The 25237-nt window shown below is 59.8% G+C and carries 25 protein-coding genes and 1 tRNA gene; 4 read left to right on the top strand and 22 right to left on the bottom strand.

What is annotated here, in order from left to right:
* Positions 1-10 precede the first annotated feature (10 nt).
* From PJU76_RS08370 to dapC, 10 genes are all read right to left on the bottom strand, one after another.
* Positions 11-1504: an MFS transporter gene (locus tag PJU76_RS08370; RefSeq protein WP_271779150.1), complete on the bottom strand. Its 1494-nt coding sequence runs from the start codon at positions 1502-1504 to the stop codon at positions 11-13.
* On the bottom strand, positions 1501-2691 hold the full coding sequence (locus PJU76_RS08365; RefSeq protein WP_271779149.1) for an acetate/propionate family kinase: 1191 nt from the start codon (positions 2689-2691) through the stop codon (positions 1501-1503). The genes PJU76_RS08370 and PJU76_RS08365 overlap by 4 nt, the downstream gene beginning before the upstream one ends.
* Positions 2688-3818: a 2-oxo acid dehydrogenase subunit E2 gene (locus tag PJU76_RS08360; protein ID WP_271779148.1), complete on the bottom strand. Its 1131-nt coding sequence runs from the start codon at positions 3816-3818 to the stop codon at positions 2688-2690. Before PJU76_RS08360 ends, PJU76_RS08365 begins: the two co-directional genes overlap by 4 nt.
* Positions 3819-3853: 35 nt before the next feature.
* Entirely contained in the window at positions 3854-5377 is a 1524-nt protein-coding gene (gene gpmI, locus PJU76_RS08355; protein ID WP_271779147.1) for a 2,3-bisphosphoglycerate-independent phosphoglycerate mutase, read from the bottom strand.
* The gene (gene ppsA, locus PJU76_RS08350; protein ID WP_271779146.1) at positions 5374-7785 is read right to left on the bottom strand and encodes a phosphoenolpyruvate synthase; all 2412 of its coding nucleotides are present in this window, start codon (positions 7783-7785) and stop codon (positions 5374-5376) included. The genes gpmI and ppsA overlap by 4 nt, the downstream gene beginning before the upstream one ends.
* An 88-nt stretch (positions 7786-7873) precedes the next feature.
* Positions 7874-8836 (bottom strand): sulfotransferase family protein, encoded by a 963-nt coding sequence (locus PJU76_RS08345; protein WP_271779145.1) that lies wholly within the window; start codon positions 8834-8836, stop codon positions 7874-7876.
* Positions 8837-8848: 12 nt separating this feature from the next.
* Positions 8849-9673 (bottom strand): septal ring lytic transglycosylase RlpA family protein, encoded by an 825-nt coding sequence (locus tag PJU76_RS08340; RefSeq protein ID WP_271779144.1) that lies wholly within the window; start codon positions 9671-9673, stop codon positions 8849-8851.
* Positions 9663-10811 carry a succinyl-diaminopimelate desuccinylase gene (gene dapE, locus PJU76_RS08335; protein WP_271779143.1) on the bottom strand — a complete coding sequence of 383 codons (1149 nt, stop codon included), beginning with the start codon at positions 10809-10811 and terminating at the stop codon, positions 9663-9665. Before dapE ends, PJU76_RS08340 begins: the two co-directional genes overlap by 11 nt.
* Before the next feature lie 10 nt (positions 10812-10821).
* Positions 10822-11646: a 2,3,4,5-tetrahydropyridine-2,6-dicarboxylate N-succinyltransferase gene (gene dapD, locus PJU76_RS08330; protein ID WP_064218585.1), complete on the bottom strand. Its 825-nt coding sequence runs from the start codon at positions 11644-11646 to the stop codon at positions 10822-10824.
* Positions 11647-11659: 13 nt separating this feature from the next.
* On the bottom strand, positions 11660-12913 hold the full coding sequence (dapC, locus tag PJU76_RS08325) for a succinyldiaminopimelate transaminase (RefSeq protein WP_456298490.1): 1254 nt from the start codon (positions 12911-12913) through the stop codon (positions 11660-11662).
* Between the two features lie 105 nt (positions 12914-13018).
* Between dapC and PJU76_RS08320 the strand changes: the two genes are divergently transcribed.
* Complete coding sequence (locus PJU76_RS08320; protein WP_271779142.1) at positions 13019-13969, top strand: DMT family transporter; 951 nt, start codon at positions 13019-13021, stop codon at positions 13967-13969.
* Here PJU76_RS08320 and PJU76_RS08315 read toward each other — a convergent pair.
* The 5 genes from PJU76_RS08315 to PJU76_RS08295 form a co-directional block, all read right to left on the bottom strand.
* Entirely contained in the window at positions 13931-14605 is a 675-nt protein-coding gene (locus PJU76_RS08315) for an HAD family hydrolase (protein ID WP_271779141.1), read from the bottom strand. The genes PJU76_RS08320 and PJU76_RS08315 overlap by 39 nt on opposite strands.
* Complete coding sequence (ubiG, locus tag PJU76_RS08310) at positions 14598-15305, bottom strand: bifunctional 2-polyprenyl-6-hydroxyphenol methylase/3-demethylubiquinol 3-O-methyltransferase UbiG (protein ID WP_271779140.1); 708 nt, start codon at positions 15303-15305, stop codon at positions 14598-14600. Before ubiG ends, PJU76_RS08315 begins: the two co-directional genes overlap by 8 nt.
* Positions 15302-16648, bottom strand: a complete 1347-nt coding sequence (locus tag PJU76_RS08305) for a TRZ/ATZ family hydrolase (RefSeq protein WP_271779139.1) — start codon at positions 16646-16648, stop codon at positions 15302-15304. Before PJU76_RS08305 ends, ubiG begins: the two co-directional genes overlap by 4 nt.
* A gap of 97 nt (positions 16649-16745) precedes the next feature.
* A complete protein-coding gene (locus PJU76_RS08300; RefSeq protein ID WP_271779138.1) occupies positions 16746-17915 on the bottom strand; it encodes a lytic murein transglycosylase in 1170 nt (389 codons plus the stop codon).
* Positions 17916-18476 carry a C40 family peptidase gene (locus PJU76_RS08295; RefSeq protein ID WP_271779137.1) on the bottom strand — a complete coding sequence of 187 codons (561 nt, stop codon included), beginning with the start codon at positions 18474-18476 and terminating at the stop codon, positions 17916-17918. It lies immediately after the preceding gene.
* Positions 18477-18642: 166 nt separating this feature from the next.
* Between PJU76_RS08295 and PJU76_RS08290 the strand changes: the two genes are divergently transcribed.
* A tRNA-Asn gene (locus PJU76_RS08290) sits at positions 18643-18718 on the top strand.
* 14 nt (positions 18719-18732) lie between these two features.
* Here the strand turns inward: PJU76_RS08290 and PJU76_RS08285 are convergent.
* From PJU76_RS08285 to PJU76_RS08255, 7 genes are all read right to left on the bottom strand, one after another.
* Entirely contained in the window at positions 18733-19710 is a 978-nt protein-coding gene (locus PJU76_RS08285) for a tyrosine-type recombinase/integrase (protein WP_408629758.1), read from the bottom strand.
* Positions 19620-19976, bottom strand: a complete 357-nt coding sequence (locus PJU76_RS13745; protein WP_408629733.1) for a helix-turn-helix domain-containing protein — start codon at positions 19974-19976, stop codon at positions 19620-19622. The genes PJU76_RS08285 and PJU76_RS13745 overlap by 91 nt, the downstream gene beginning before the upstream one ends.
* 429 nt (positions 19977-20405) lie before the next feature.
* The gene (locus PJU76_RS08275) at positions 20406-20708 is read right to left on the bottom strand and encodes a hypothetical protein (RefSeq protein WP_271779134.1); all 303 of its coding nucleotides are present in this window, start codon (positions 20706-20708) and stop codon (positions 20406-20408) included.
* A gap of 4 nt (positions 20709-20712) precedes the next feature.
* Positions 20713-21168: a hypothetical protein gene (locus tag PJU76_RS08270; RefSeq protein ID WP_271779133.1), complete on the bottom strand. Its 456-nt coding sequence runs from the start codon at positions 21166-21168 to the stop codon at positions 20713-20715.
* A gap of 1 nt (position 21169) precedes the next feature.
* Entirely contained in the window at positions 21170-22585 is a 1416-nt protein-coding gene (locus tag PJU76_RS08265) for a ParB/RepB/Spo0J family partition protein (RefSeq protein ID WP_271779132.1), read from the bottom strand.
* Entirely contained in the window at positions 22582-22902 is a 321-nt protein-coding gene (locus tag PJU76_RS08260) for a hypothetical protein (protein WP_271779131.1), read from the bottom strand. The genes PJU76_RS08265 and PJU76_RS08260 overlap by 4 nt, the downstream gene beginning before the upstream one ends.
* Before the next feature lie 161 nt (positions 22903-23063).
* Positions 23064-23435, bottom strand: coding sequence for a helix-turn-helix domain-containing protein (locus PJU76_RS08255; RefSeq protein ID WP_271779130.1), 372 nt, complete (start codon positions 23433-23435; stop codon positions 23064-23066).
* 536 nt (positions 23436-23971) lie between these two features.
* Here PJU76_RS08255 and PJU76_RS08250 point away from each other — a divergent pair.
* Entirely contained in the window at positions 23972-24205 is a 234-nt protein-coding gene (locus PJU76_RS08250) for a hypothetical protein (RefSeq protein WP_271779129.1), read from the top strand.
* Positions 24202-25191, top strand: a complete 990-nt coding sequence (locus tag PJU76_RS08245) for a hypothetical protein (RefSeq protein WP_271779128.1) — start codon at positions 24202-24204, stop codon at positions 25189-25191. Before PJU76_RS08250 ends, PJU76_RS08245 begins: the two co-directional genes overlap by 4 nt.
* Positions 25192-25237: the final 46 nt, after the last annotated feature.

The raw sequence follows: 25237 nt of genomic DNA, 5'->3' as shown, positions 1-25237 counted from the left end.
ATCCGACTCCTTATTGCGGCAAGGCCGGTCCGTGGTGTTCTTCCAGCGTCAGACCATGGCCTTGTACACGGAAGCTGTAAGTGAGCACTAAACCCAGCAGGCTGACCGTGCCCATCAGCAGCAAAACCATGGTAATGCCCAGCGCAGATTGGATCACCGGCAGCAAAAAAACGCTGATGGTGGCGCCGATTTTGGCTATGGCGGCAGCGAACCCGGCGCTGAAGGCGCGGACCTGGGTGGGGTACATTTCTGTCGGTAAGATGAAGGTCGTGGCGTTGGGGCCGACGGTCATGAACAGATTGAACACCATGAAACCGATCAGAATGAGCTGCAGATGGGCAGCGGCCCCTCCAGCCATGCCCGTCGCAAAATAGAGCAATCCCATGCCGAGCGCCATGCCCCCAAAACCGATCATCTGCATATGAATCCGGCCCAGCCAGGGTACCGCCCAGAGGGAGAGCAGGGAACCGAGGAGGAGGAAGAGATCCACCTTGCCGCTGTCCAAAGCATTGGCAAGGTCCCTGCCGACAATACCGATGATACCGACGTTCCCGCCATCGCGCATGGTGCCGAGCAGGATGGTGGTGAAAAGGCCGACGCCGTAGGTGGCTACGTCCATAAAAAACCAGGGCAGGGTCACCAGAATGGTGCGGCGTCGATATTCCGGAGAAAACAGGGTCCCTATACCCATATGTCGACCTGGTCGTACCTTGGCCACATGGTGGATTTTTTTGCCCAGATGCCGGGCCATGGCGGCGAGCATCTCTTTTTGTTGGGGCGCGATGTGTTCGAGAATGCGGACGGCTTCGGCATTGTGACCACGCCCCATGCACCAGCGCACGCTCTCCGGCAGGGTGAGGCGGCCGAGCAGGTAGGGGAGCACCAGCAGTGCTTCTGCGGCGAGCAGCCAGCGCCAGGTGTCGTCTCCGGGGTGGGCGCTTTGCAAGAGGACCAGCGCGAAACCCGCACCCGTCAGCATGCCGATGGATTGCACGGCGATCGCGGCCGCCATCATGCGTCCGCGCCGCCTCTGGGGCATGAATTCCGCCAGATAACTGCTACCTACCGGAAAATCCATGCCAATACCCACGCCGACCAGTAGTTCGGCACCGATGAGCACCGCAGCGTTGGGCGCGAGCGCGGCCAGCAGGGCGGCGATCATGAGCAGGATCATGTCCATGATCATGACGGGTTTGCGCCCGAGGTGGTCAGCCAGATGCCCGCCGACCAGCGCGCCGATGACGGTACCGCCCATGAGCATGGCGGCGGCGAGGCCGACGCTGGTGGCGGGCAGGGCAAAAATGGGTATCACCAGGGGCAGCGTGACACCCAGTAGAAACATCGAGACGCCGCTGAGCAAGGTGCCGCCGGTGGATAACGCCCAGATGCGATAATGAATCGGCAGCATGGGACTTTCGTCGAGAATCTGGGTCATGCTGGCATGATCGGGGTGTACCGGGTGCGCGGGCTGCCGCGCACGGTGATGGGTTTTACCGTATTTCAACGACGGTGCTCCCGTGTCGGTAGGAGCCGGTGACAGTGCCGGGCAATCATCAGATCTTCATTGGTGGGGATGACGAGGATTTCTACCGGGCTGTGCGGCATTGAAATGCGTAGTTCGGGGTCTTCATTGGCGACCGGATCTATCTCCAGCCCCAGTCCCAGCAGGGGCCGGCAAATGGCCCAGCGGATCGCGGCGGCGTGTTCGCCAATGCCTCCCGTAAAGACGAGGCGATCCAGTCCGCCCAGCACCGCCATCAGGCTGCCGATGGCCTTGCGCGCACTATAAGCGAATATGTCGATGGCCTGCGCCGCATGGGGATCGCCACTGCGCAGCTTCAGCAGGGTCTGCATGTCGCCGCTACTGGCAGAAATGCCCAGCAAGCCGGATAAATGATTGAGGAGCCGTTCCAGTTGCCCGGCGTTGTAGCCCTTTTCTGCCATGAGATAGAGCAGGACGCCGGGGTCGAGATCGCCGCTGCGCGTGCCCATCACCAGGCCGCCGGTGGGGGTGAGGCCCATCGTGGTATCGCGGCACTGCCCGTTATGCACCGCCGCCATGCTCGCGCCATTACCGAGGTGGGCGATGATGGTCTTGCCGGTGGCGTGATTGGGGAGCCGACCGACGATGTACTCGTAAGAGAGGCCATGAAAGCCGTATTTACGGACGCCTTCCTGCCAGAGATTGCGCGGCAGGGGCAGGCGGCTGGCGATTTCCGGGATGCTTTGGTGAAAGGCCGTATCGAAGCAGGCGACCTGCGGAATATGGGGCCACACCGCTTGTACGGCCTCTATGGCGGCGATTTCTGCGGGAAGATGTAAAGGGGCGAAACGCAGGGAAGCGCGCAGATCGCTGAGCACTTGGTTATCCACCAGGCAATGTGTCTGATGACGTGGTCCGCCGGAGACAATGCGGTGGCCGACGCCGTCTGGTGTCGCGCATCGTGCCTCCGCCAGTGCCGCGAATACGGCCTTTAGCGCATCCTGCTGCTGCGGCAGGGCCAACTGCCGGTCGATGGCCTGATCTTCTCCCCATCGCAACCATAAACGCCCGACGCTCTGCCCAATACGCTCGGCGGCGCCTTCCGCGCGTTTCTTTTCACCTGCAGCCCCCAGCGCAAAAACCGCGAACTTGATGGAGGACGAACCGCTGTTGAGACAGAGGATATGTCGCGTTGCCGCTATGCTCACCGGCCCCCCTCGCCAGAGGCTAACCAGGACAAGTCCTCCAGCCGCTTGCCCAGCCGCTGCAGAAAGCGCGCCGCGTCAGCGCCAAAAATCACCCGGTGGTCGCAGCTCAGGGTAAAGTCCGCACGCCCATCACCGCCTGCGGCGGCCACGGCCAGTATGGCGGAGGCGCCCACCGGCACGATGGCATTGAAGCGTTCTATTTCCGGGAAAACCCCGAGATTGGAAAGATAGAAGCTGGCTCCCTGATAATCTTCCGGATAAATCCGCCCCTTTTTGACTTTGCCGAGCAGGATCCGCCAGTACTCCATCAGTTCCTTGAGCGGCCGGCCAGCCGCATCGCGCAGCACCGGTGTGATCAGCCCGTCGCCGGTATCCACGGCGATACCTACATCCACCCGGCTGCGCCTGGCCAATCCCTGACGGGTCCAGACGTGGTTGAACCAGGGATCTTCGGCGACGGTCAGCGCACAGGCGCGGGTCAGGGCGAGGGTCAGACTGAGGCCCGCCTGTTTGGCGGCAGCATGCAGGGACGCCGTGGCAAAGCGGCTGCTGATGAGAAAGGTGGGGGTGTCGAGGGTCGCCGACATATTACGGGCCACCGCCGCGCGGAGCATGCTGGGTCGCTCGATGGTGTAGGGCGGGCCGCGGCGCAGGTCCGTATCTTCGGGCACTAAAGCGCTGGTCAGCACCTGGGCCGCATGAATGATTCCGCCGGGACCGGGTCTGATCTGGCTCAGGTCCAGTTCCAGATCACGGGCGAGGGCGCGGGCGTACGGAGAAGCCTGGAGACCATCGGCGTGCGGTGCGGTTGTCGCGGCAGTTCTGGCTGCGCCGCCTACATCGGTCTTTGTCGCTTCCGGCGTATCGACGATGTAACCGATGACCTGCCGTACCGGAATGTCCGTGTCCAGCTCGGCTAAAGGGCCTGCCAGAAAACCGTCGGCAAAGGCCTCCACATCCAGAATCGCTTTATCCGTTTCGAGCTCGGCAACGACTTCGCCTTTCTTGATCGCGTCACCGACGGCCTTGTTCCAGCGGGTGAGGCGTCCGGTCTGCATGGTGTCGGATAATACCGGCATGGTGATTTCTGCTTTCGTCAACCTTTCCCCACGATCAATGGCACTCATAGCGACGACTCCTTTTCCCTTGGGGGAAACCTGCTTCAGGCGATGCTGTTTTTGAGGAGGATGCTGTGTCCGGTCATGGCCTTGGGCTGCGGCAGACCCATGAGATCCAGGATGGTGGGGGCGATGTCGGCGGTACCACGGCCGATACCCAGGCGCGCGTCCGGTTCCCCGATCAGCAGCATAGGCACCGGATACACCGTGTGCTGGGTATGGGGCTCGCCGGTGATCGGATCCACCATCTCGTCGCAGTTGCCATGATCAGCGGTGAGGATGACCTTGAAACCCTGCTGTCGGGCCACTTGCAGCACCCGGTGAAACTGCAGGTCGAGGGTCTCCACCGCGCGCAGGATGGCGGGGATTTTGGCGGTATGGCCGACCATGTCGCCATTGGCAAAGTTCACCAGTACAAAGGCATAGCCACCACTCTCCAGCGCCGCGATGATCCGGTCCGCCACTTGAGGCGCGCTCATCTCCGGCTTCAGGTCATAGGTGGCCACCTGCGGTGAGGGGATGATCTCGCGATCTTCCCCCGGAAAGGGGTCTTCCCGCCCGCCATTGAAAAAATAGGTCACGTGGGCGTATTTCTCGGTCTCGGCGCAGTGGAACTGCTTCAGACCTGCGTCGCTGACCACTTTGGCCAGGACCCTGTCGGGAATTTCGGGGGGGAAAAGGACCGGAAAGGGATACTCGTCGTTGTAGGAGGTCATGCACAGGGCAGGTCTGGCGGCCTCGCCCTGCCGGTCGAAATACTTGAAGTCGGGCATGGCGACGGCCGCGCTCAACTGACGCATGCGATCCGAACGGAAGTTAAAGAAGAAGACCGGCTCATCGGCGGCTATGCGGTTCTGTCGCGGATCGCCGATGATGGTGGGCGGAATGAATTCATCCCCCTCACCGCGCTTCCAGGCGCTGTGGATAGCGGCCTCAGTGCTGTCCGCAGTGAGGCCTTCCCCACGCAGCAGAGCGGCCCAGGCTTTTTCCGTCCTGTCCCAGTAAGCGGCACGGTCCATGGCCGTATAGCGCCCGCAGACGGTGGCAATACGGCCCTTCCCCAGATGGCGCAGGGCTTTCTCCAGCTGACGGGCGTAAAGGTCGGCGCACTGCGGCGCCGTGTCACGACCGTCGGTAATCATGTGTACCACCGGCTCCACACCCGACGCCGCCACCAGCGGCAGAATACCCAGCAAATGCTCGATATGGGAGTGCACGCCGCCATCGGAAACCATACCTACCAGATGCAGACGCTTGGCGTCTCTGAGCATATCCTGCCAAGCCGGAATCCGCGCAAAACTGTCGTCCGCCAGGCTATCGGAAATGCGCACCAGGTCCTGCAGGAGAATCCGCCCCGAGCCCAGGGTGAGGTGACCCACCTCCGAATTGCCGAATTGTCCGTCCGGCAGGCCCACCGCCCGCCCCGAAGCCTGCAGGGCGGTATGGGGGAAACTGGCAAAGTAGTGATCGAGGTGCGGCGTGTGCGCCTGTGCCCAGCCATTAAAAGCGCGATTAGGATTGAGACCGAAGCCGTCAAAAATCACCAGTAATACCGGGTTGACCTTCATGCCCCTCCGCTCCGCTTTTTTTCCACGTCGAGCACATGCAAGGTCGTCGCCAGTACCGTATCCGGATTCAGGCTTATGGACTGAATGCCGATTTGCACCAGAAACTCGGCCATTTCCGGATAGTCCGAAGGGGCCTGCCCACAAAGCCCGGAGTGGACGCCGTTACGGGCGCAGCCCTCCACCGCGAGGCGGATCATCTCCTTGACGCCATCGTCCCGTTCATCATAGTCGAAGGCGACTATGGCCGAGTCGCGGTCGACGCCCAGGGTGAGCTGGGTCAGGTCATTGCTGCCAATGGAAAAACCGTCAAAGCGTTTGGCGAATTGATCGATCAGGATGACATTATTGGGAATTTCGCACATGGCATAGACCTGCAAGCCATTTTCGCCGCGGCGCAGGCCGAACTCCGCCATCTTCGCCAGCACCTCGTCCGCTTCTTTCACCCGGCGTACAAAGGGCAGCATGAGGATGACATTATCCAGCCCCATCTCTCCGCGGACCCGTTTCATGGCCAGACATTCCAGACGAAACCCCTCGGCATAGGCCGGGTGTGCGTAGCGCGAGGCGCCGCGGAAGCCGAGCATCGGGTTATCCTCCTCCGGCTCAAACCAGCGCCCCCCCAACAGCGCGGCATATTCGTTGGTTTTGAAGTCGGACATGCGCACAACCACCGGCTTCGGATAAAATGCGGCAGCGATGGTTCCGATGCCTTCCGACAAGCGTTCCACAAAGAAATCTGCGGGCTGGGCGTAGCCCTGGGTCAGCGCTGCCAGTGCGTTGCGCTCATGGGCATCCTCGACCTTTTCCGGATGCAGCAGCGCCATGGGATGGGCCTTGATGGCGCTGTTGATGATGAACTCCATCCGCGCCAGACCGATGCCATCGTTGGGTAACATGCACGTTTGAAAGGCGATTTCCGGATTGCCGAGGTTGATCATGATCTGCGTCTGCGGACGGGGCAGGGTGGCCAGATCGGTATGGCGGACCGTGAAGGGCAGGGCACCCGCGTAGACATTGCCGATATCGCCATTGGCGCAGGATATGGTCACACTGTCGCCTTCTTTCAAGGTGGTGGTAGCTTGATCGGTGCCGACGACAGCGGGAATACCCAGCTCCCGGGCGATGATGGCGGCATGGCAGGTACGCCCGCCGCGATTGGTGACGATGGCTGCCGCCTCTTTCATGACGGGCTCCCAGTCGGGGGTGGTGGTTTCCGCCACCAGAACCTCCCCAGGCTTGAACTCCGCCAGATGTTTCACATCGCTGATAATATGCACCGGACCGGAAGCTATCCTGCTGCCGATGGCGCGTCCCTGCACCAGTACGGTGCCCTGACCCTCAAGGATGTACTCCTCGAGCACCTGTCCCTTTTTTTGCGAGGCCACGGTTTCTGGTCGCGCCTGGACCATGTAAAGCTGGCCATCGGTACCATCTTTTGCCCACTCCATGTCCATGGGTCGGTTTGCCTGCATTTTCTGGCTGTAATGCCGTTCGACCTTGATGGCGTAATCGGCCAGGGTCAGCACGTCCGCATCACTGAGGCAGAAGCTCTCCTGTTCATGGCGCCGGGTGGCGACATTGCGAGTGCTGTTCCGGGTATCCCCTTCGGTATAGATCATCTTGATTTTCTTGCTGCCCAATACCCGCCGCAAAACCGCCTTTTTGCCACGCAGAAAAGCGGGTTTGAAGACATAGAATTCGTCGGGGTCCACGGTGCCTTGCACCACGTTCTCACCCAGCCCCCAGGATGCGGTGATGAAGACCACGTCGCGGAAGCCCGTCTCGGTATCCAGCGAAAACATCACGCCGCTGGTCGCCTTGTCCGAACGTACCATCTTCATGACACCGATGGACAGGGCGACCTTGAAATGATCAAAGCCCTGGCCAACCCGATAGTGGATGGCACGGTCGGTAAACAGGCTGGCAAAACAGCGGCGGCAGGCGTCCAGCAGGGCGGCTTCGCCGGAAACATTGAGATAGGTATCCTGCTGACCAGCGAAACTGGCGGTGGGCAAGTCTTCGGCGGTCGCCGAGGAACGGACCGCTACCGACAGTGTTTCGCCATATTCCCTGCGCAGTTCGGCATAAGCCGTCAGAATCTCTGTCTGTAAGTCTGCGGGTAACGGCGCGCCATAGATTATTTCGCGCGCCCGTGCGCCGCGTTTGGCCAGATCGGTGACGTTGGTCGGATCTAACCCATCCAGCGCGGCATGCAGTGCTGGCCAGGCGCCAGCCTGATCCAGCAGGTAACGATAGGCTTCGCCGGTGATGGCGAAACCATTGGGGACCTTCACGCCGTATGGGCTCAGCTCCCGGTACATTTCCCCCAACGAGGCATTTTTGCCTCCTACCAGAGGTATGTCCTCAATGCGTATATCTTTGAAAAAACGAATATAACGACCAGACATAACCTTCTCCTCTGCGGTAAATCCGATTGCCTTAAACATAGTAGACGTGTCGGGGGCCAGCAAGCCTTGGCAGCGCCTGGGCGAGGGCTCAGATATTGCTGGATGGCTTCTGGGGCAGGGTGGACGGTTTGGTATCTTTTATCGGCTCAAAGGCCTTCCACGATACTCGCAACTCTGGCAGAGGTCGATTCAGAACATGTTCCAGGCGCTCGATTTCCGGAGCATACAGTTCCTGTAGAAAACGGCGTGCTGCGTTGTCCATGGGCGGCTTACGACCTGCGCGCAAGAAAATGTGACGCCAGATATATTCGCCCCAGCTGTGCGGAAAAAGATGCTCGCCGATAAAACGGCTCATACGTCCGCTGGCAAGGCGCCGGGCCCAGTTTCCGCGCGGCAGGCGGTGAGCGTTGTGGGCTGTTTCCAAATCAATGACGCCCATCGCCGCACGATCAATGTCCAGAAAATCGGCGATGCCCTCCAGCACCGCCAGCGGGGTTTTTTTGAGATCTTCCAGGAGGCAAACATGCACATGGTCGGCTCCAAAACGCTGCTGATAACGGATGATCTGCGCCGTATAGCGCCCGAGTTCCACATAGAGTTGAGAGATGCCCCAGCCTTTGTCGGGACGGGTCCAGTCCCGCTGCAACGCCTCCATGAAAGGCAGGTCGAGGACGCCTTCATTGAAATCCATGAGATATTGGGCGTAGGCCCGTTGTACCGGGTCGCGCAGGATGACAATAATCCGTGCATCGGGCTGCACGGCATGGATACGCTCCGGGGCCTCTTCGCACCAGAGATAAGAAGGACTGGCATCGCCGATGCGGGGAAACTGATTCGCACCCCGGTAGAGGTGCTGATATTGCTCGACATTGGCTACGTACTGAATCAGATGGGTTTGCTCCGGAGACGGACGGGGCCGGGTGAAAAAATGCGGTTCCTTCATCGTTGGCAAAAAAACCTGGGGATGTTGCCGCAAGTAGGCATAGAGCGAAGTCGTGCCGCTTTTCACCGCACCAACGATATAGAAATTGGGCCATATGCCTTGGGACATGATGCGGTTCCTTTATTGTTCCACGCTATAAAAGCCGTGAAAACCCATCTGTTTAAGCTCGGCAATGACCTTGACTGCGGTGAGGCCATCCGGTAGCGGGCCGATCTGTACCTTGTAATACGGCCGCCCCTTCATCCGTCCCGGTACGATGAGCACACCGTGAATGCCCGCCTTGAGCAGGTGGTCACGCTCGCGAGTGGCGTTGTTGACCTGACTGAAGGCCCCAGTTTGCAGGAAGCTTTGTGACGGCGCGGGCATTTCCGGGGCCATGGGCAGGGGGGGCACCGTGCTCGTGCTCCCTGCTGTGCTTGCCGGAAGGGGGGCGGCGGGCGGCAGAGCGACGATCTGTACCGGCGCGGTCCCTTGCCCAGTCATTCCCAGGGCGTTGGCCGCTCCATAAGAGAGATCCATTATCCGACCATCCACAAAGGGACCACGGTCATTGATCAGCACGACAATGCTGCGCCCGTTGCTGAGGTTGGTGACCCGGGCGCAGGTGGGTAGCGGCAGATCCCTGCTGGCGGCACTGAAGGCGCGGGGCCGGAAGGGCGTGCCCATGGCGGTGGTGGAACCGGATTCCCAGCCGTACCAGGAAGCCATGCCGCGCACTGCGTACCCAGTGGAACTGGTCAGTGGCGTGTAGTGGCGGCCATGCGTCTGATAGGGACGGTTATAGGCAGCGCGCAGATTGGGGGCGGGCATGGCGCAGGTCGCAGAGGAGGACGACGAAGCGCCAGTGGCGGGAGGGGGGGGCGCGACCCCCGCACAGCCGCCCAGTGCCAGACTCCCCATACTCGCCGCCGTGTAGAGGATTTGCCGCACGCGCCTAATGGTCATCCGCAGCCTCCAGCAGATGCGCCATGATCTCCGTATAGATCTGGGACAAATGTTCCAGATCGGCGACGGCGACGCACTCGTTGATCTTGTGGATGGTGGCATTGACGGGTCCGAGTTCCACGACCTGCCCGCCCAACTGGGCGATAAAGCGCCCGTCCGAGGTGCCGCCGTCGGTAGAGAGCCGGGCTTCATGCTCTTCTACGGCTTGCAAGGCCTTTTGGGTGGCGGCCACCAAAGTCCCCGGCGCGGTAAAGAAGGGTGGACCGGACAACTGCCAGTCAATGGTGTAGCGCATGGCGGAGGTGTCAAGAATCTTGTGGACCTCCGCCTGCAAAGATTCCGGCGTGGACTCCGTGGAAAACCGGAAATTAAAATCTGCCTGCAACTGGCCGGGAATGACGTTGTTAGCCCCGGTACCCGCACGGATATTGGAAAACTGCAGGCGGGTGGGCGGGAAAAAATCATTCCCCGCATCCCAGGCCTGATCCACGAGATCCGCGAGTGGGCGAAAAGCGCGATGGATGGGATTATCGGCCTTGTCTGGGTAGGCTACATGACCCTGTATACCCTGCACGGTCAGACGTCCATTCAGCGAGCCGCGCCGCCCATTTTTGATGACATCGCCCAGCATGTTTTCGGAAGAAGGTTCGCCCACCACGCACCAGTCGATGGTCTCCCCATGTTCCCGTAACCAGTCCACCACATGCCGTGTGCCATGGGTGGCGATGCCTTCTTCATCGGAAGTGATCAGAAAGGCCAGACGCCCGGAATGCCCCGGATGCAGGGCGACAAAACGCTCCGCCGCCACCACCATGGCAGCAAGACTGCCTTTCATATCGGCGGCACCACGTCCGTAGAGTAGGCCGTCGCGGATGGTCGGCTGGAAGGGGTCGCTCTGCCATTCTGCGAGCGGGCCGCTGGGGACCACATCCGTATGCCCCGCAAAACAAAGACATGGACCGGCGTTGCCCCGCTCCGCCCAGAAGTTTTCCACCCCTCCGGCGGGCAGGCGCGTCACCCGGAAACCGATAGCCTCCAGCCGGGCGATCATCATATCCTGACAGCCTGCATCCTCCGGGGTCACCGAAGGGCGGGAAATCAGGTCCTTAGCCAGCTCCAGTACGGCACTGTTGCCCACGGGGCGCCCCTCAGATGTCACGGAGAATGGCGTTGATGCCGACTTTGCCCAGGGTTTTGGCATCCACCTGCTTGACGATGACGGCGCAGTAGAGGCTGTAGCTGCCGTCTTTGGAAGGCAGGCTGCCGGAAACCACCACTGAACCCGCGGGCACCCGTCCGTAGGTAATCTCGCCGGTTGCGCGATCATAAATGCGCGTGCTGGAGCCGATGAAGACGCCCATAGAGATGACCGAGCCCTCCTCGACAATCACGCCTTCCACCACTTCCGAGCGGGCACCGATGAAGCAGTTGTCCTCGATGATGGTGGGGTTGGCCTGCAGGGGCTCCAGCACGCCACCGATGCCAACACCGCCGGAGAGATGCACATTCTTGCCGATCTGGGCACAGGAGCCGACGGTGGCCCAGGTATCCACCATGGTGCCTTCATCCACATAGGCGCCGATGTTGACGAAAGAGGGCATCAGCACGCAGTTGCGGCCGATAAAGGCCCCGCGCCGCGCCGTGGCGGGGGGCACTACCCGAAAACCGCCGGTGCGAAAATCGTTGCTGTTATAGTCGGCAAACTTGCCCGGTACCTTGTCGTAAAAATTGGTCTCGGCTCCCGGAATACGGGCATTATCCTGCAAACGGAAGGAGAGCAGCACCGCCTTCTTGATCCACTGATGAGTGACCCATTGGCCATCGCGCTTTTCAGCCACCCGCAGGACGCCCTTGTCCAGCCCTTCGATGGTCTGATGCACGGCTTCCCGCAGTTCAGCCGGAGCCTGCTTGGGGGAAATCTCCGCCCGGTTTTCCCAGGCGGCGTCGATAATGGTGGCAAGACTCTGGCTCACACGAACTCCTTGATTAAGATTTGTTAATGGTCGAAATGGAATGCTGTTCCATAAAGTGACGCATGCGCTGCAGGCCCTCGACGCAATCTTCCAGGCTGCCGACCAGCGCGATGCGGACCCGATCCTTACCGGGGTGGACGCCGTGGGCATCTCGCGCCAGATAAGCGCCGGGCAGACAGCGTACATGCTCTGCCTCGTAGAGGGCGCGAACGAAGGCTTCGCCATCCCCCACCCGTGGCCAGAGATAAAAGCCGCCGGCGGGCGTTTCTACCGGCAGCAGCGCACCGAGAATATCATGGGCGGCGGCAAACTTCCGGGCATAATCGGCACGGGTATGCTGCACATGCTGCTCATCCCGCCAGGCGGCGATGGCGGCGGCCTGAATGAAGGGCGGGGTGGCGGCACCCAGATAGGTCCGGTAACGGACAAAAGCCTTGAGAATATCCGCGTCACCCGCGACAAAACCACTGCGCGCACCGGGAATGCTGGAGCGCTTGGAGAGGCTGTGAAAAGCCAGCACCTGCGCCAGACTGCCCGTCGCTGCGGCGGCCTCCAGAATGCCCGCGGGCGCACCTCCCTCGGAATAGAGTTCACTGTAGCACTCGTCGGCAGCGAGCACGAAGCCGTGTTGCCGGGCTTTGCGGATCAGCCAGCCCAGCGTCTCCAGCGGCAGTGTCGCACCCGTGGGATTATGGGGTGAGTTGATGTAGAGCAACGCGCAGCGTGCCCAGACCGATTCCTCCAACGCGAGAAAGTCCGGCTGCCCGCTGGCATCGCAATTCAGATAATAGGGCTCTGCCCCGGCGAGCAAGGCAGCACCCTCATAAATCTGATAGAAGGGATTGGGCAACAAGACCAGGGGCTTGGGGGTCTGACAAGGCGGCAGCGCCGCCTGCGCGATGCTGAACAGGGCCTCGCGGCTGCCGTTGGCGGGGATGACATGCCGCTCCGGATCGAGAAAACCGGCGGGCAGGGCAAAGCGCTGGGTGGCCCAGTCGGCAATGGCCTGCCGTAAACGCAGGTCGCCGAGCACCTTGGGATACTCGGCGAGGCCATGCAGATGCTCAATGATCGCTTCACTGACTATGGCCGGCGCCGGGTGACGCGGCTCACCGATGGAGAAGTCGATGAGCTCCTTGTCCGCCGGTGTCACGCCCGCGAGCAGCGTGCGTAAACGCTCGAAAGGATAAGCCTGCAAGGTTTCCAGCAGGGGATTCATGGAGTTTTTTGTCATAAGCAGCGATTCTGGGGCAAGGATGGCGGTCATGACAAGTGCCTGGAATTTTCTGGTGGGGGTGGCGGAATTCCGGGCGCTGACAAAGGTGCTGGGATTTTGTCGATTTGTGCAGGACAATACGGCGGAATTAAAACTTTGCCAAATGGGACGGTCGCTATTCATCAGAACATTCAGCCTGCCTCCGCGTTCCACCGGGGTGGCCCGACGATCGCCCTGCTCGTCGGCTCCAGCCTCTGGGGGGTGCTCTGGTGGCCGCTCCGCCATTTCAATGCGGCAGGTCTGCGCGGCGCGTGGCTGATTTTGGCCGTCTACCTATTGCTGGCGATACCGGCCGGTCTATGGTCCTGGCGTCGCCGCCATGAACTGCGGCAGCACGGGCGCACTCTGGTCGGTCTGCTCCTACTCGGTGGCTGGACCAATGTGGCCTTCATGCTGGCGCTGGTGCATGGGGAGGTTATCCGTATCCTTCTGCTCTTCTATCTCTCACCGGTTTGGGCTATTTTTGCGGCGCGGATTTTTTTGCAGGAGGCGATAGGCTGGCGCGGTGGCCTTGCGGCCTTGCTGGCGGTAGGTGGGTCGGCTCTGGTCGTCAACAATGGTCAGAGGTTTTCTCTCGCGGATATGGATACGAATGACCTGCTGGCTATTTCTTCCGGCCTCGCCTTCGCCCTGAGCAATGTCATTCTGCGCGCGGACACGGTCCTCGGTGATGTGCACCGCGCCACTGCAGTATGGTGGGGTTGTGTGCTGATTGCCTTGCCATTTGCATTTTTTCAGTATTTACCGGCGCTACCATTGCCGGAATATGGTTATCTGCTGGCTTTTTCCTGGCTGTGGATTGCCGGGGCGACGGTGGCGGTGCAATTCGGCGTGGCGCGGATGCCGGTGAGTGTTTCGGCGGTGATCATGCCTTTTGAGGTCATTGTGGGCGCGCTATCGGCCTGGTGGCTGGCCGGGGAGGCGCCGACGCTCCTGGAATCGTTCGGAGGTATCCTGATACTGCTGGCGGCGCTTCTGCAGATCACCCGCGGCCAGGGGCGCCCTATTTTACTGGGAGGCGTCGAAATGGAGAAGGGCGAACTCTAGCTGTTCGCTGCGCTGGATGATCTGGTCGGCACCCCAGTGTTGCGGGTCGTTACCGGCCTCCAGATAGCCCCAGGCGGCGGCCCAGCAGCGGGTTCCCGCCGCCTTGCCTGCGGCCATATCGCGCGGATCGTCCCCAATCATGATGCTTCGGGCCGCACTGACCCCCATCTCGGCAAGGGCATGGGTGACCGGCAGCGGATCGGGTTTGGCATATGCTGTGGTGTCGCCGCTGACGACGGCGCCTGGGGCAACCGGCAGTTTGAGCGCGTTCAGCAAAGGCAGGGTCAGGAATCCCGGCTTATTGGTCACAATGCCCCATACCATTCCGCGCTCCGACAGGGCCATCAGTGTTTCCACCATACCGGGAAAGAGGGTGCTCTGTTCGCAGATGTGGGCGGCATAAATCTCCAGAAACTCCGCCCGCAGGGGCGCAAAATCCGGGTCCTCCGGCTGCACATGAAAGGCTACCCGCAAGAGACCGCGGGCACCCTGGGAGGCGACCGGGCGAAGCGTTTCCAGCGGTAGTGCCGCTAGCCCGCGAGCGGTCCGCATCCGGTTGGCCGCGGCACCGAGATCAGGGGCGGTATCTACCAGCGTGCCATCGAGATCGAAGAGTACTGCGGCCAACTCAGGCATCAGGAGTTGCTTTGCGCGCATGGCTCAGATAGTTGACGCTGACGTCATCCGTCAGCCGCCCGCAGTGGCGGATAAGGTCAAAGTGCATGCCCTGGATGGTCACGGTTTGCAGATGACTTTGCCGGGTCATGGCGAGCAGCTCGCTGGGCCGGATGAATTTCTGATAATCGTGGGTGCCGCGTGGCAGCAGGCCCATGACGTATTCCGCACCGATAATGGCCAGCAGATAGCTTTTGGGATTGCGATTGAGGGTGGCGAAGAAGGCGTCGCCACCGGGACGCAGCAGGTGGGCACAGGCATTCACCACGGCGGCGGGGTCCGGGACGTGCTCCAGCATTTCCATGCAAGTCACCACGTCATAATGCCCCGGTTTTTCCGCCGCCAAATCCTCGACGGCGATCCGCCGATAGTCGATGCGGAGATGGCTGGTGTCTGCATGGGCACGCGCCGCATTCAGGCCGTCCTCTGCGAGATCAATACCGGTAACTTCCGCCCCCTGACGCGCCATGGCCTCTGCCAGGAGCCCGCCCCCAGTACCCACATCCAGCACTTTCTTGCCGTTCAGCCCAGCACAGCCTTTGGCGATGAAGTCGAGACGCAGCGGGTTGATTTCATGCAGGGTACGGAAGGGTCCATCGGTATCCCACCACTGATCGGCGAGGGCGTCGAACTTGTTGACTTCAGCCTGATCCATATTCATGCGTCATTATCCTTTTCACGAATGCGCTGTGCCCAGCCCCGGGCGCGTGCGAACAAATCCTGCGTGTCCCAATCCACGGCTCGTCCCTCGACAATACGCGGATTACCGTTTACCCAGACATGGCTGACCTGATCGCGGCCGGCACAATACACCACCTGCGAGACCGGATCATAGACCGGGAAAGTGGCCGGATGATCCAGATCAATGGCGATACAGTCGGCGGCCTTGCCGGTTTCCAGGCTACCTGTTTCTGCGCCCCAGCCGATGGCCTCCGCACCTCCCAGTGTTGCGGCCTCCAGGGCCTCCCAGGCGGGGAAGGCGGTGGGATCCCCGCTCACGCCTTTCGCCAGCAAAGCGGCGGTGCGCAATTCACCCAGCATGTCGAGGTCATTGTTGCTGGCCGCGCCATCTGTCCCGATAGCCAAGCCGATGCCCTGTTGACGCAGGACAGCTATCGCTGCCATCCCCGAAGCGAGTTTCAGATTGGATTCGGGGCAGTGGGCAACGCGTAGTCCCGAGTCGCGGCAAATTGCCAAATCCTCGTCATTCAAATGGGTCATGTGTACGGCGAGAAAGTGCTGGTCCAATAATCCCAGTTTGGCCAGACGCGCCAATGGGCGCATGCCATCACGATCAGTGGCTTCCTGCACCTCGCAAGCGGTTTCGTGGACGTGCATGTGCACCGGCAGGTCTTCCACCTTGGCCAGGTCGCGCGCCCCGCGCAAGCCCGCATCACCGACGGTGTAAGGCGCATGGGGTGCGATACTTTGGCGAATGAGGGGCATTTGGCGCAGGCGCGGCAATAAGTCCGCCGCCGCCTGCAGGCAGGCATCGGCATTGGCCGCATAGGCGGTGGGGAAATCAATGACGACGTGCCCGATGGTGGCCCGCATGCCCATGCGCTGGGCAACCTCCGCCGCAGCTTCAGGGAAGAAGTACATGTCATTGAAGGCGGTGGTGCCGCCGCGCAGCATCTCCACGACAGCCAGCTCCGTGCCCATGGCCACAAATTCCGGGCTGACAAAACGACCTTCTACGGGCCATATATGTTCATGCAGCCAGGTCCTCAGCGGGAGGTCATCCGCGAGTCCGCGCATCAGGGTCATGGCCGCATGGGTATGGGCGTTGACCAGACCGGGCATCAGCACATGGTGGTCGAGCTGTGTAGTGTGTGTTGCTGTGTAGCGCGCGCGGATTTCTTCGGCCGGGCCGATAGCGCGGATATGTCCGCCATGCACCGCCAGGGCGTGATCGCGGAGTACGCTGCGCGGTCGAATCGGCACGATCCAGCGCGCATGAATGATCAAATCGACGGATTGCATTCCCGATTTTTCTAACGCCACACCGGACTCCATCTTTTCTGGAAAGACAAAGGCGCCATGTTAGCACAAGGGCAGCGGCCTCCGACAAATGTCGTGGCGCCCGTGATATGGCCCCGAATCAGCCGTTGATAACCCGCTTGATCGCTTCGGCGTAGGCCCAGACTGTTGCCGAGTAATAAGTGCTCGGGTTGTAGCCCATGATGGCGTAGAAATTCGGGTAGGCGATGAACAGTGTCGGGCCACGCTCTGTCTGCAAGCGCAGCAGGCCCACTGGCGTTGATCCTGGGAGCCTCGAAGCCGTCTCCGGCTGAATGCCGGCAGCGCGCAGTTGCGCAAGCGGGTGCTTGCCTTGTAGAAAGGACGCCACGTCAGCGCCCCGATCGCCGGATACCCGGCCCAGCACCGGCTGTCCCGGCTGCCAGCCGTGGCCGCGGAAGAAGTTGGCGGTGGAAGCCAACACATCGGCAGGCGACTGCCACAGGTTGGGCATGGGTCCGCCCGGCGGGTCATTCCAGGTGACGCCGTAGCGCAGATAACTGCTGGCCAGGAACTGGGACATACCCATGGCGCCGGCCTGTGAACCCTGGAGTGTTCCTGGGGGAACACCTAAACGCTGCGCGAGCTTCAGGGTTTCCGCTGTCTGATGCAGAAAAAACCGCCGCCGGCCAGGTAACGCCAATGCCAGGCTCAAGTTACTGTTGAGCACCGAAAATCCGCCCTGAAAGGAGCCGAAGCCCGTTTCAATATTGAGAATGCCCATCAAAATCGATCCAGGAACGCCATATTTCTGACCGACCGCTTGCAGGAGCACGGCATGATCCCGCCAGAATTGCACGCCCTGATTCAGGCGGTTCTGACGCAGGAAGTGATTCCGGTAGCGCCACCAGGGAGAAGGCGGCGCGGGCGTTGCGGAAGGGGGAGCGGGCGTCATCAGTGCCACTGCGCGGGCGTTGAAACTGGCGTCTTGCAGGGCGGGGATCACATAGCTGGCGGGCAGGCCATCCCGTTCCTGCAGGTGGCAGGCGATTTTCTGCATCCGCTCCTGGTATTGCCGGGGAAAATTGGGGAACGCCACGTTGCTGATACAGGTGTTGCCGGTCTTTGGCATGACCACGGTGCTGGGTTGCTCGGGGGTGGACAGCGCGGGCAAGGGTAGTGGGGCGGGGGTGGCGATTGCCGGTGCGGCCGCTTGATTCACCGTGCCGACATTGGTCGCGCATGCCGGTAAAACCGCGGTTACCACAGTGGCCAATATGGTCTTCGGAAATGAGGCCCAATTTTTATGCATTTAGTTGCCTCGCATCGCCAGCAACTCGGTAGGCATCGGACGTCGCACGCCATCCAGCCGCTCCGCCCAGTAGGGAGTCCGCAGGCTCTGCACAGCGACACCTTGCTGCCGGTTCAAGGCGCTGACGAAGTGATTGCCGCCGATATAGATGCCCACATGGGAGAAGGGCTGGCCCATGGTGTTGAAAAACACCAGGTCGCCGGGGCGAATGCGGTTGAGACCTACCGCTGGCAGCGCTTCGGCTTGGGCAAAGGAGGTCCTGGGAATCGTTACTCCGGCGCGACCCAATACATATTGAATGAACCCGCTGCAGTCGAACCCTGTCCGGGGGCTTTCTCCACCCCATTGATATGGCTTGCCAATTTCTGCGATGGTATGGACGAGCACGGCATCCAGCGTGGTGGCTTCCGCGCGGCTGTCGTAAACGGGCGACGCGTTGTCGTGAGATAGGTTTGCCGGTGGATATGCTGAGTGCGGCGTCATGGAAGCGCAGCCGCTGAGGGTCAGAGTCAATAACAGAAGGAGTCCACCCCCACCTTTGATTGGACCGACAGGTAACATAATGCTTTGCCTTCGCATCGGCGCCTTCCTCGTTCTTTTTTCTCTAAAAAAGTAGATAGCCGAAATGCTGTGATTTGGCAAGGGGGAGTGTTCTGTGGCTCAGAGAAAAGCGGGGGCGCATGGTCCTTGACGCGAGTGGCGCGGAAGGCTAGGATACGCGCACTTTTCCCCGGTAGCTCAGTCGGTAGAGCGGGTGACTGTTAATCACTAGGTCGGCAGTTCGAGCCTGTCCCGGGGAGCCAAGTTAAACAAGGAGTTAGCCTTTCTTTTGCGCTATCAAGAAAGGTGGTTGTGACAAATTTGTACCGAGAGACGATAGCGCGCCCTCAATATTTGCTGAATCTCCCGCCAGGTGTTCCGGAGCAAGATGTGCATAGCGCCGGACCATCTCAACGGATTCCCAACCTCCCATTTCCTGCAACCGGCTAATAGGTGTTCCCGCCTGGACATGCCAGCTTGCCCAGGTATGACGCAGATCATGCCACCGGAAATTGCTGATTCCCGCTCTTTTAAGTGCATTCCGCCACGCCTTTGTATTTACCTGGTGAATGGACTGTCCATTGTAGGTGAATATGTAAGTCGGGTTTTTGCCCATTTGCCTGCGGATGATGGCTACTGCCGAATCTGTCAGACTTACACCAATCGCCTTGCGGTTTTTGGATTGATCCGGATGAATCCAAGCCACTTTTCGTGTGAGATCCACCTGTTCCCAAAGTAGTCCCGACATATTGGACTGCCGTAACCCCGTAGCCAGTGAAAAATGCGCCATATCCCGCAAGTGATCGGGCAACTCTCTCAACAGGCGAGTCGCTTCGTCGGTGGTTATCCACCGTACCCGCCTTTTGTTCTCGGGATACTGACGCAGTTTTGGGGCATTATCCAACCAGTCCCATTCGATACACATCCGCAGTACAGCACGAACTAAAGCCAAAACGCGATTTGCCGATGCCGGGCTCGTTTCTTTCTTTTTGATTTCCAATACCTCCATGATGAATGCCCGGTTCATTTCGATTAAGGGCTTCCCACGAAAATATGGCTGCAACCATGTCAGGTGTTCCATGTCTTTTTGGATGGTGGCCTTGTAACTCCGTTCATCCAACCACCGTACCCCGGCATCATCCCATGTGTAAGTGGGTCTTTCCCCTAGCTTGACCTGTCTCCATGTCTGGGCCCTGATGTTGTCGTAGAGTTCTTGTGCCTGTGTTTTGTCCGCTGTGCCAGCAGACTGTCTAATGCGCTGGCCGTTGGGTGCAGTGAAGTCAAACCACCAAGTTTTACCACGTTTGTAGAGCATTTTGCCTCCTTTTGCAGAGAAGGCGCCGCTTGCCGATTCTCAGGATAGAGCGATCGGAAGTAGGCGACAAGGTCTTCTTCAAGAAATGCCCAGCATTTGCCAGGCTTGGCGCCCTGAACCGCACCACGTTTGGCCCGGCGCCGAAGCTCTTCCTTGCTGAGTTGGAGAAAATCGGCGGCCTGTTGCAGGTCAAAGGTGCGGGCCATGTGGTTTCTCCTCTGGAATGCTGGGGTTCACCATAAAATCCTTTGGCGGGCCTTGCCCGCCCCAGGTGACTATTCACCCCTGTTATAGGTGTGTCCGAAATAAATGGCCGCGTGACGTACGGCCCCCGGCGCATCCCCGGGCGGAGGTACTGATACCCGTGATGCACTGCCGATGTTTTTTTTACGCTCTACGCAGGCATCCAGCCGACGGTGGATGTCCATGGGCACTACGGGCATTTATTGCAGCGCGGACATTCAATGCCGCGCTTAGCTTCAGTCACCATTAGTCCTTGCATCCAGTCCGACTCATAGCCGCACTTTGCGCAAGAAAATCGCACGATTTGACTACCTGGCCCATCACCACCTGCGTCACAGACGTGCATCAAATGACGGCGCCTTGCTCGCGGTTCGACAAGATCGGGAAACAGATCAAGTGTCTTTCTCATGGCTAATCCTTATTCTTTCCTGGCCCAGGCGCATGATGTGGCGATACAGCAGGTAGAAAAACAGGCAAACCCATACAATCCCTGATGCTCGGCTGCCCCAGACCACCCAATACGGGCCATGCGGGGTAGAGAACAGCCAGAATCCTTCCATTAACCCCACAATGCCGAATCCGAAGAGCAGGGCACTCAACGCCATAACTAACAAAACCAGCATGCTGCGCATTATTTGCTTCGAGACTTGCCATAGTCCGGCAACAAAAATCGACAGGTGATGGTCATTGCCCATGGATTTACTCCAGACACCGGGATGGAGCGGGCATCGCGAAACTCATCTCCGCTTCCATGCCCGGTGTTCTGTCTCCGGCATCCCAATCCGCCAACCGGTGGCTACATGCGCTGCATAGGCCAAGGCCGGTCTTGCGGTCCAGCCGGAGCCAGGAACAGCCTTCTGGGCAAGCGTGCAGGTCATCACATCCACACTCGACGCAGGTGGCCATGGCCGTTTCCTGTTGCACCCTCCGGATCGCCCGGATGACGGCACCCTCCTCGCACCAGGAACCCGCCCATACGATATGCTCCAGAACCTCGCGGATATGCTCTTCTGAAGCCTCCTCCAGCCATTCCGCCACGGTGCGCACATTGCGCTCCTCGACCATCCGCGCGGCGGAGAACTGGTAGGCCACCGGCAGGCGATCCGCCCGTACGGCCCTGAACACCCGATCCATGACCTGATCAAAAAGTGACATGTCAGAACAATCCCCTGGTAATCTCCGGCATGCCGCCGCCGGCGAGATCAGCGAGTTTCTCCAGACGGCCACGCAACCGGGTAATGGCGTCCCGGTCCGATTCCAGCACATCCAGGAGGATGCCTTTTTTGAGGCTCAGCGCGCGGTAGAACCGCGCAATCTCCTCCCAGGCGGGCCGTCGGCTTTTATCCTGGCTGTTGAAATCCTCTTTCCAGTGCTCCTCCATGATATGGATCAGGTCTTCCGCAAGCCGGGTGATCTGCGGGACATAGGCCGTCAGCACCTCGTCGAGCTTCTGGTTCATGGCGGTGACGCCACTCTGAAACTGCACGGCCCGCTGCTGGATCAGATCGACCAGAGGGGAATCTTCGGGAAGGGGCGGAATATCGAAGTGGAAAGCGCTCTCCGCCATGGACTGCTCTGCTGGACGGCCACCGCGCTCGGCGGGAAGATACTCGCCGGATGCAGGCTGAGGTTGTGGGGGAGCTTTCCGCGCCGCCAACTGCTCCACAATCCTTTTCGTCGGCAGTTCCTTGTCGATTTCCGCCAGGGTGGCCTGGATCAGTCCCTCCGCTCCCAGTTTGGGCAGGGCATATTCCTGCGCTGCGGAATCTTTGGGGAATCGGGCGAAATCGGCGACGTAAGCGCTGAAGGCCCGCCGGATCGTGGAGTCGGGATCGTCGATGATCTCATATTCCACCAGGCGGTGGCTGATCTTGGCGAGGACGCCCAAATCGACATGCCTGCCGCGCTCGGTATCGCGCCACAGATCGAAAAATCGTGTGGTGGTATCTTCCATGCTGAGGCGCAACTGTTCGGCCAGTACCCGGATGATGCTGCGGCAGACCTTGGCCATGTTGCCGTAGCGGTGTACCGTAGCCGGGCCGACGTGGTAAAGGGCTGCCAGGGCTTCTCGTGTGCGGCCATCCGCAAATGTTGAGGAAACGGAGGTATCATTTGATACCTCCGTTTTGGCCGCATTTAAATTGCCGGGGAGAGCGCCATGCCGCTGTTTCTCACTGAGATAATGATTCCCGATCACCCAGACCTTCTCGAAATCGGAGAGGTGGCGATGGGACCAGTTGAGGCGGGCGGCCAAGTCCACCACGGCGGGATCTGCGGGATGGATCTGTTTGGCGATGTAGGGCGCCTGCTTGAGACCGAGCCTCCTCGCCACCATGACCCGCATATAGCCGTCGATGACGTACAGATTGCCATCCTCACACTCGATGGCCACCACGGGATTCAGGATGCCCATTTCCCGGACACTATCGATCAGGGTGGTGAACTCGGGACGCCCATTGTCCCGGGGCGGCATCAACTGGACGACGCTTTCGATGGCCCTGAAGCGCTCCAGGTCGCCATACCACACTTTATGGGTGTCCTGCCCGGTTTGAGCTAGTGCCTGGGTGCTCATACCTTGACTTCCTTCCAGTTTTTGGCCGGATGGGGGATGACCGCGATGCGTGCGCCATCGGTGGCGAGGACGGCCCCCAAGGGGGCAGCCATCCGGACTTTGCGGAGGGCTTGCGCGGTCTTGACCGGCAGATCAGGACGGGCGGGGACCGAGACGATGGGATTGACAGCATCCTCGCCGTCTTCGGTGGCGGGCCGAAAGATCAGGCGGCCATGGCCGTCGTGGGTAACCATGAGGTTGAGGGATTGGGCCAAGTCCTGCGCGAGGGCGAGGACGGAGTGAAATGGCAGATTTGGGGCTTGGATGTCGAGAATCATGAAGCACCTCCTTTATGTTAAGCAGCAAAGTTGCCGACCCCTCATCGGGGGTATAGCAATAAACTGCTACTTCATGACGAAGTTGTCAAGCAAAATATTGCTAGACAACTAAAGAACGGAAACGCACGCCTCTCCTTTGGGTGGGCGTCAGGACATGACGGCTACACCTTGTGAGACCTTACTTTCTGGTCAGGTTTCTCCTGGCTACTATAACGAGCCTCTGCCTCAGAGATGCGGCTGACCATGTCCCTACCATTTTGGTCAATCGTAGAGTAAGCATCTACAATCTTTGCAAGATTGTGAGATGTAAGAACTTCTATTGGTAGATCAGGAATTTGCAGTTGCCAAGCAGGCAAGGAAAACGATGCTGCCAGCTTTTCGATGATGTGGATCGTAGGCGAGTAGCGAGGGTCTGCATCAGCGTTGAGGATATTGCTTATGGTGCGCTGAGATACGCCTGATCGCCCTTCGACGTCTTTCTGTGATAAGCCATGATGTTTCATCAGCTTGTCTAGGTTTTCAGCAATAGCCATCTTGGTTCTTTTATCCATATCTGAACTGTACGATAAATGGTTAGCAAAATACTGCTTGCGTGGATAGCAATATAGTGCTAGCTTTGTTGGCCATGACGAACTCTCTGTATAGCAAGGCTATCACTATCCTTCAGTGCCAAAGAGGTTCTTGGGCAGCAATAGCCCGCGAATCGGGTATCAGCTATTCCTGGATTACAAAATTCGCAAACGGAAAGATCACCAACCTAGGGATTAAACGCATCGAAGACCTCATGGCGCACTTGACGCGTCAAGGAGTTATTGGTCACCAGCCAAAGCTCCCGCGCGAGAAGGAAAAACGATGACTTGGATCTGCGGTTACCCTGATGGCACTACTCGACGCCTGCCGAACCGGATGCGACGGACAGGTTGGTGGAGCATGTGCAGGTATACCGACAAATCCCTATAACCCAATCAAGCCCCCCATTCCGGCCAACTGGCGAGGAGACTACTGATGAGTAAGCACCGTATGCCCCGCAAACTTTCTGCACCGGATACCTGCTCTGGGAGGACAGCTAATGAACTGTGACGAGAATCGGCAGAAACGCCGTGCGTTGCTACGCCGAATGATGCCAGCCAAGCCCAAAGCGAGGGATTGGTTGTTGCTGCAACTACTTCTGGATCTGGAGAGCCGCGACCTGATCGATCCGATCGAGACAGAGGATGACGATCTGCAGTTTTTTCTTCCGTGCGCGGACAGCGCGGTGCGGAGGCGGGCTCTTGAGCAGGCGGGGCCGGAGGCGCACCAATGACCATCACCTGCTGGAATGACCTGGAAGATGGTCAATTACAGGGCGCTCCATTAGCTTCCCAAATCTTGTACTTGCGCGGTTTGCGGAAATACATGGACTATGAGACCGGGCTTGTAGGCGCCAAGCGGCGAACCTCCTGGCAGGCGTTGACAGAAGTTCTCTATGTGGAGCCGCATCAGGGGGAAACCCGCTCCGGCTCCTATTCCAAGCAGCAGGTCCGGCGTCTTGCCAAGCGACTGGAGACACTGGGCCTCGTAGAAATGCGCTCTGACCAGACCGCCAAACACCTTGTTTTTTTCCTTCCCCTGGCGTTTACGGATCGGTCCGTTCAGAAAAAAGCCGACACAAACCCGACACAAACCCGACACACCAAACCCGACACAGAACCTGCCATAGCGAACGCCAATAACGGCGGGGCTTCTGTGGGGAAAGGCGGCACAGAACCCGACACAAACCCGACACACCCAAAAATAGGAAAAGCCGACAGACATCCGATATCCGATATAAAAGATAAAAAGCCTTACACCGAAGCTGACGCTTCGGTGTCTGCGCAGCCCGTTGTTTTGCGAAATCCGATCCCATCGCCTACCGAACCGCAACGCCAGGCACCGCTTCTGCCGCCGGTGGTTCTGACCAGCACCACTCCGGCACCGGAGCCGACGCCCAAAGTCGCCAAACCCCGGGTATCCACCGTGCCAGCCTGGACGGCCTACAGCGCCGCCTACCACGAGCGCTACGGCGTCGATCCCGTGCGCAATGGGACCGTCAACGGCCAGCTGGCCCACCTGGTCCGTCGCCTGGGAGATGAGGCACCGGACGTGGCCCGGTATTACCTCGACCTGGAAGATGGGCTCTACCGCCGTGAGGGTCATTCCGTGGGAATGCTGCTCAAGCACTGTGAGCACCTGCGGACCCTGTGGGCCAGATCTCGCAGAGCGTTCCCCGCCGGCGAGATCAGCGCTGACGACGTGGTGGTGGCGCTATGAGTGCAACAATATCTCCTACGCTACGCGCGACCGCGGGGCGATGGAA

Source organism: Acidithiobacillus ferriphilus (assembly GCF_028215975.1).
GTDB classification, from domain to species: domain Bacteria; phylum Pseudomonadota; class Gammaproteobacteria; order Acidithiobacillales; family Acidithiobacillaceae; genus Acidithiobacillus; species Acidithiobacillus ferriphilus.
The sequence above is the reverse complement of the archived record's forward strand: the minus strand, read 5'-3'. Positions and strand labels throughout refer to the sequence as shown.

Excerpts from the sequence above, each read along its gene's own strand:
- PJU76_RS08360 (WP_271779148.1), bottom strand. The coding sequence starts at position 3,818 with ATGAGTGCCATTGATCGTGGGGAAAGGTTGACGAAAGCAGAAATCACC.
- gpmI (WP_271779147.1), bottom strand. The coding sequence starts at position 5,377 with ATGAAGGTCAACCCGGTATTACTGGTGATTTTTGACGGCTTCGGTCTC.
- ppsA (WP_271779146.1), bottom strand. The coding sequence starts at position 7,785 with ATGTCTGGTCGTTATATTCGTTTTTTCAAAGATATACGCATTGAGGAC.
- PJU76_RS08345 (WP_271779145.1), bottom strand. The coding sequence starts at position 8,836 with ATGTCCCAAGGCATATGGCCCAATTTCTATATCGTTGGTGCGGTGAAA.
- PJU76_RS08340 (WP_271779144.1), bottom strand. The coding sequence starts at position 9,673 with ATGACCATTAGGCGCGTGCGGCAAATCCTCTACACGGCGGCGAGTATG.
- dapC (WP_456298490.1), bottom strand. The coding sequence starts at position 12,913 with ATGACCGCCATCCTTGCCCCAGAATCGCTGCTTATGACAAAAAACTCC.
- PJU76_RS08315 (WP_271779141.1), bottom strand. The coding sequence starts at position 14,605 with ATGCCTGAGTTGGCCGCAGTACTCTTCGATCTCGATGGCACGCTGGTA.
- ubiG (WP_271779140.1), bottom strand. The coding sequence starts at position 15,305 with ATGAATATGGATCAGGCTGAAGTCAACAAGTTCGACGCCCTCGCCGAT.
- PJU76_RS08300 (WP_271779138.1), bottom strand. The coding sequence starts at position 17,915 with ATGCATAAAAATTGGGCCTCATTTCCGAAGACCATATTGGCCACTGTG.
- PJU76_RS08295 (WP_271779137.1), bottom strand. The coding sequence starts at position 18,476 with ATGTTACCTGTCGGTCCAATCAAAGGTGGGGGTGGACTCCTTCTGTTA.
- PJU76_RS13745 (WP_408629733.1), bottom strand. The coding sequence starts at position 19,976 with ATGGCCCGCACCTTTGACCTGCAACAGGCCGCCGATTTTCTCCAACTC.
- PJU76_RS08275 (WP_271779134.1), bottom strand. The coding sequence starts at position 20,708 with ATGGGCAATGACCATCACCTGTCGATTTTTGTTGCCGGACTATGGCAA.
- PJU76_RS08270 (WP_271779133.1), bottom strand. The coding sequence starts at position 21,168 with ATGTCACTTTTTGATCAGGTCATGGATCGGGTGTTCAGGGCCGTACGG.
- PJU76_RS08265 (WP_271779132.1), bottom strand. The coding sequence starts at position 22,585 with ATGAGCACCCAGGCACTAGCTCAAACCGGGCAGGACACCCATAAAGTG.
- PJU76_RS08260 (WP_271779131.1), bottom strand. The coding sequence starts at position 22,902 with ATGATTCTCGACATCCAAGCCCCAAATCTGCCATTTCACTCCGTCCTC.
- PJU76_RS08255 (WP_271779130.1), bottom strand. The coding sequence starts at position 23,435 with ATGGCTATTGCTGAAAACCTAGACAAGCTGATGAAACATCATGGCTTA.
- PJU76_RS08250 (WP_271779129.1), top strand. The coding sequence starts at position 23,972 with ATGAACTGTGACGAGAATCGGCAGAAACGCCGTGCGTTGCTACGCCGA.
- PJU76_RS08245 (WP_271779128.1), top strand. The coding sequence starts at position 24,202 with ATGACCATCACCTGCTGGAATGACCTGGAAGATGGTCAATTACAGGGC.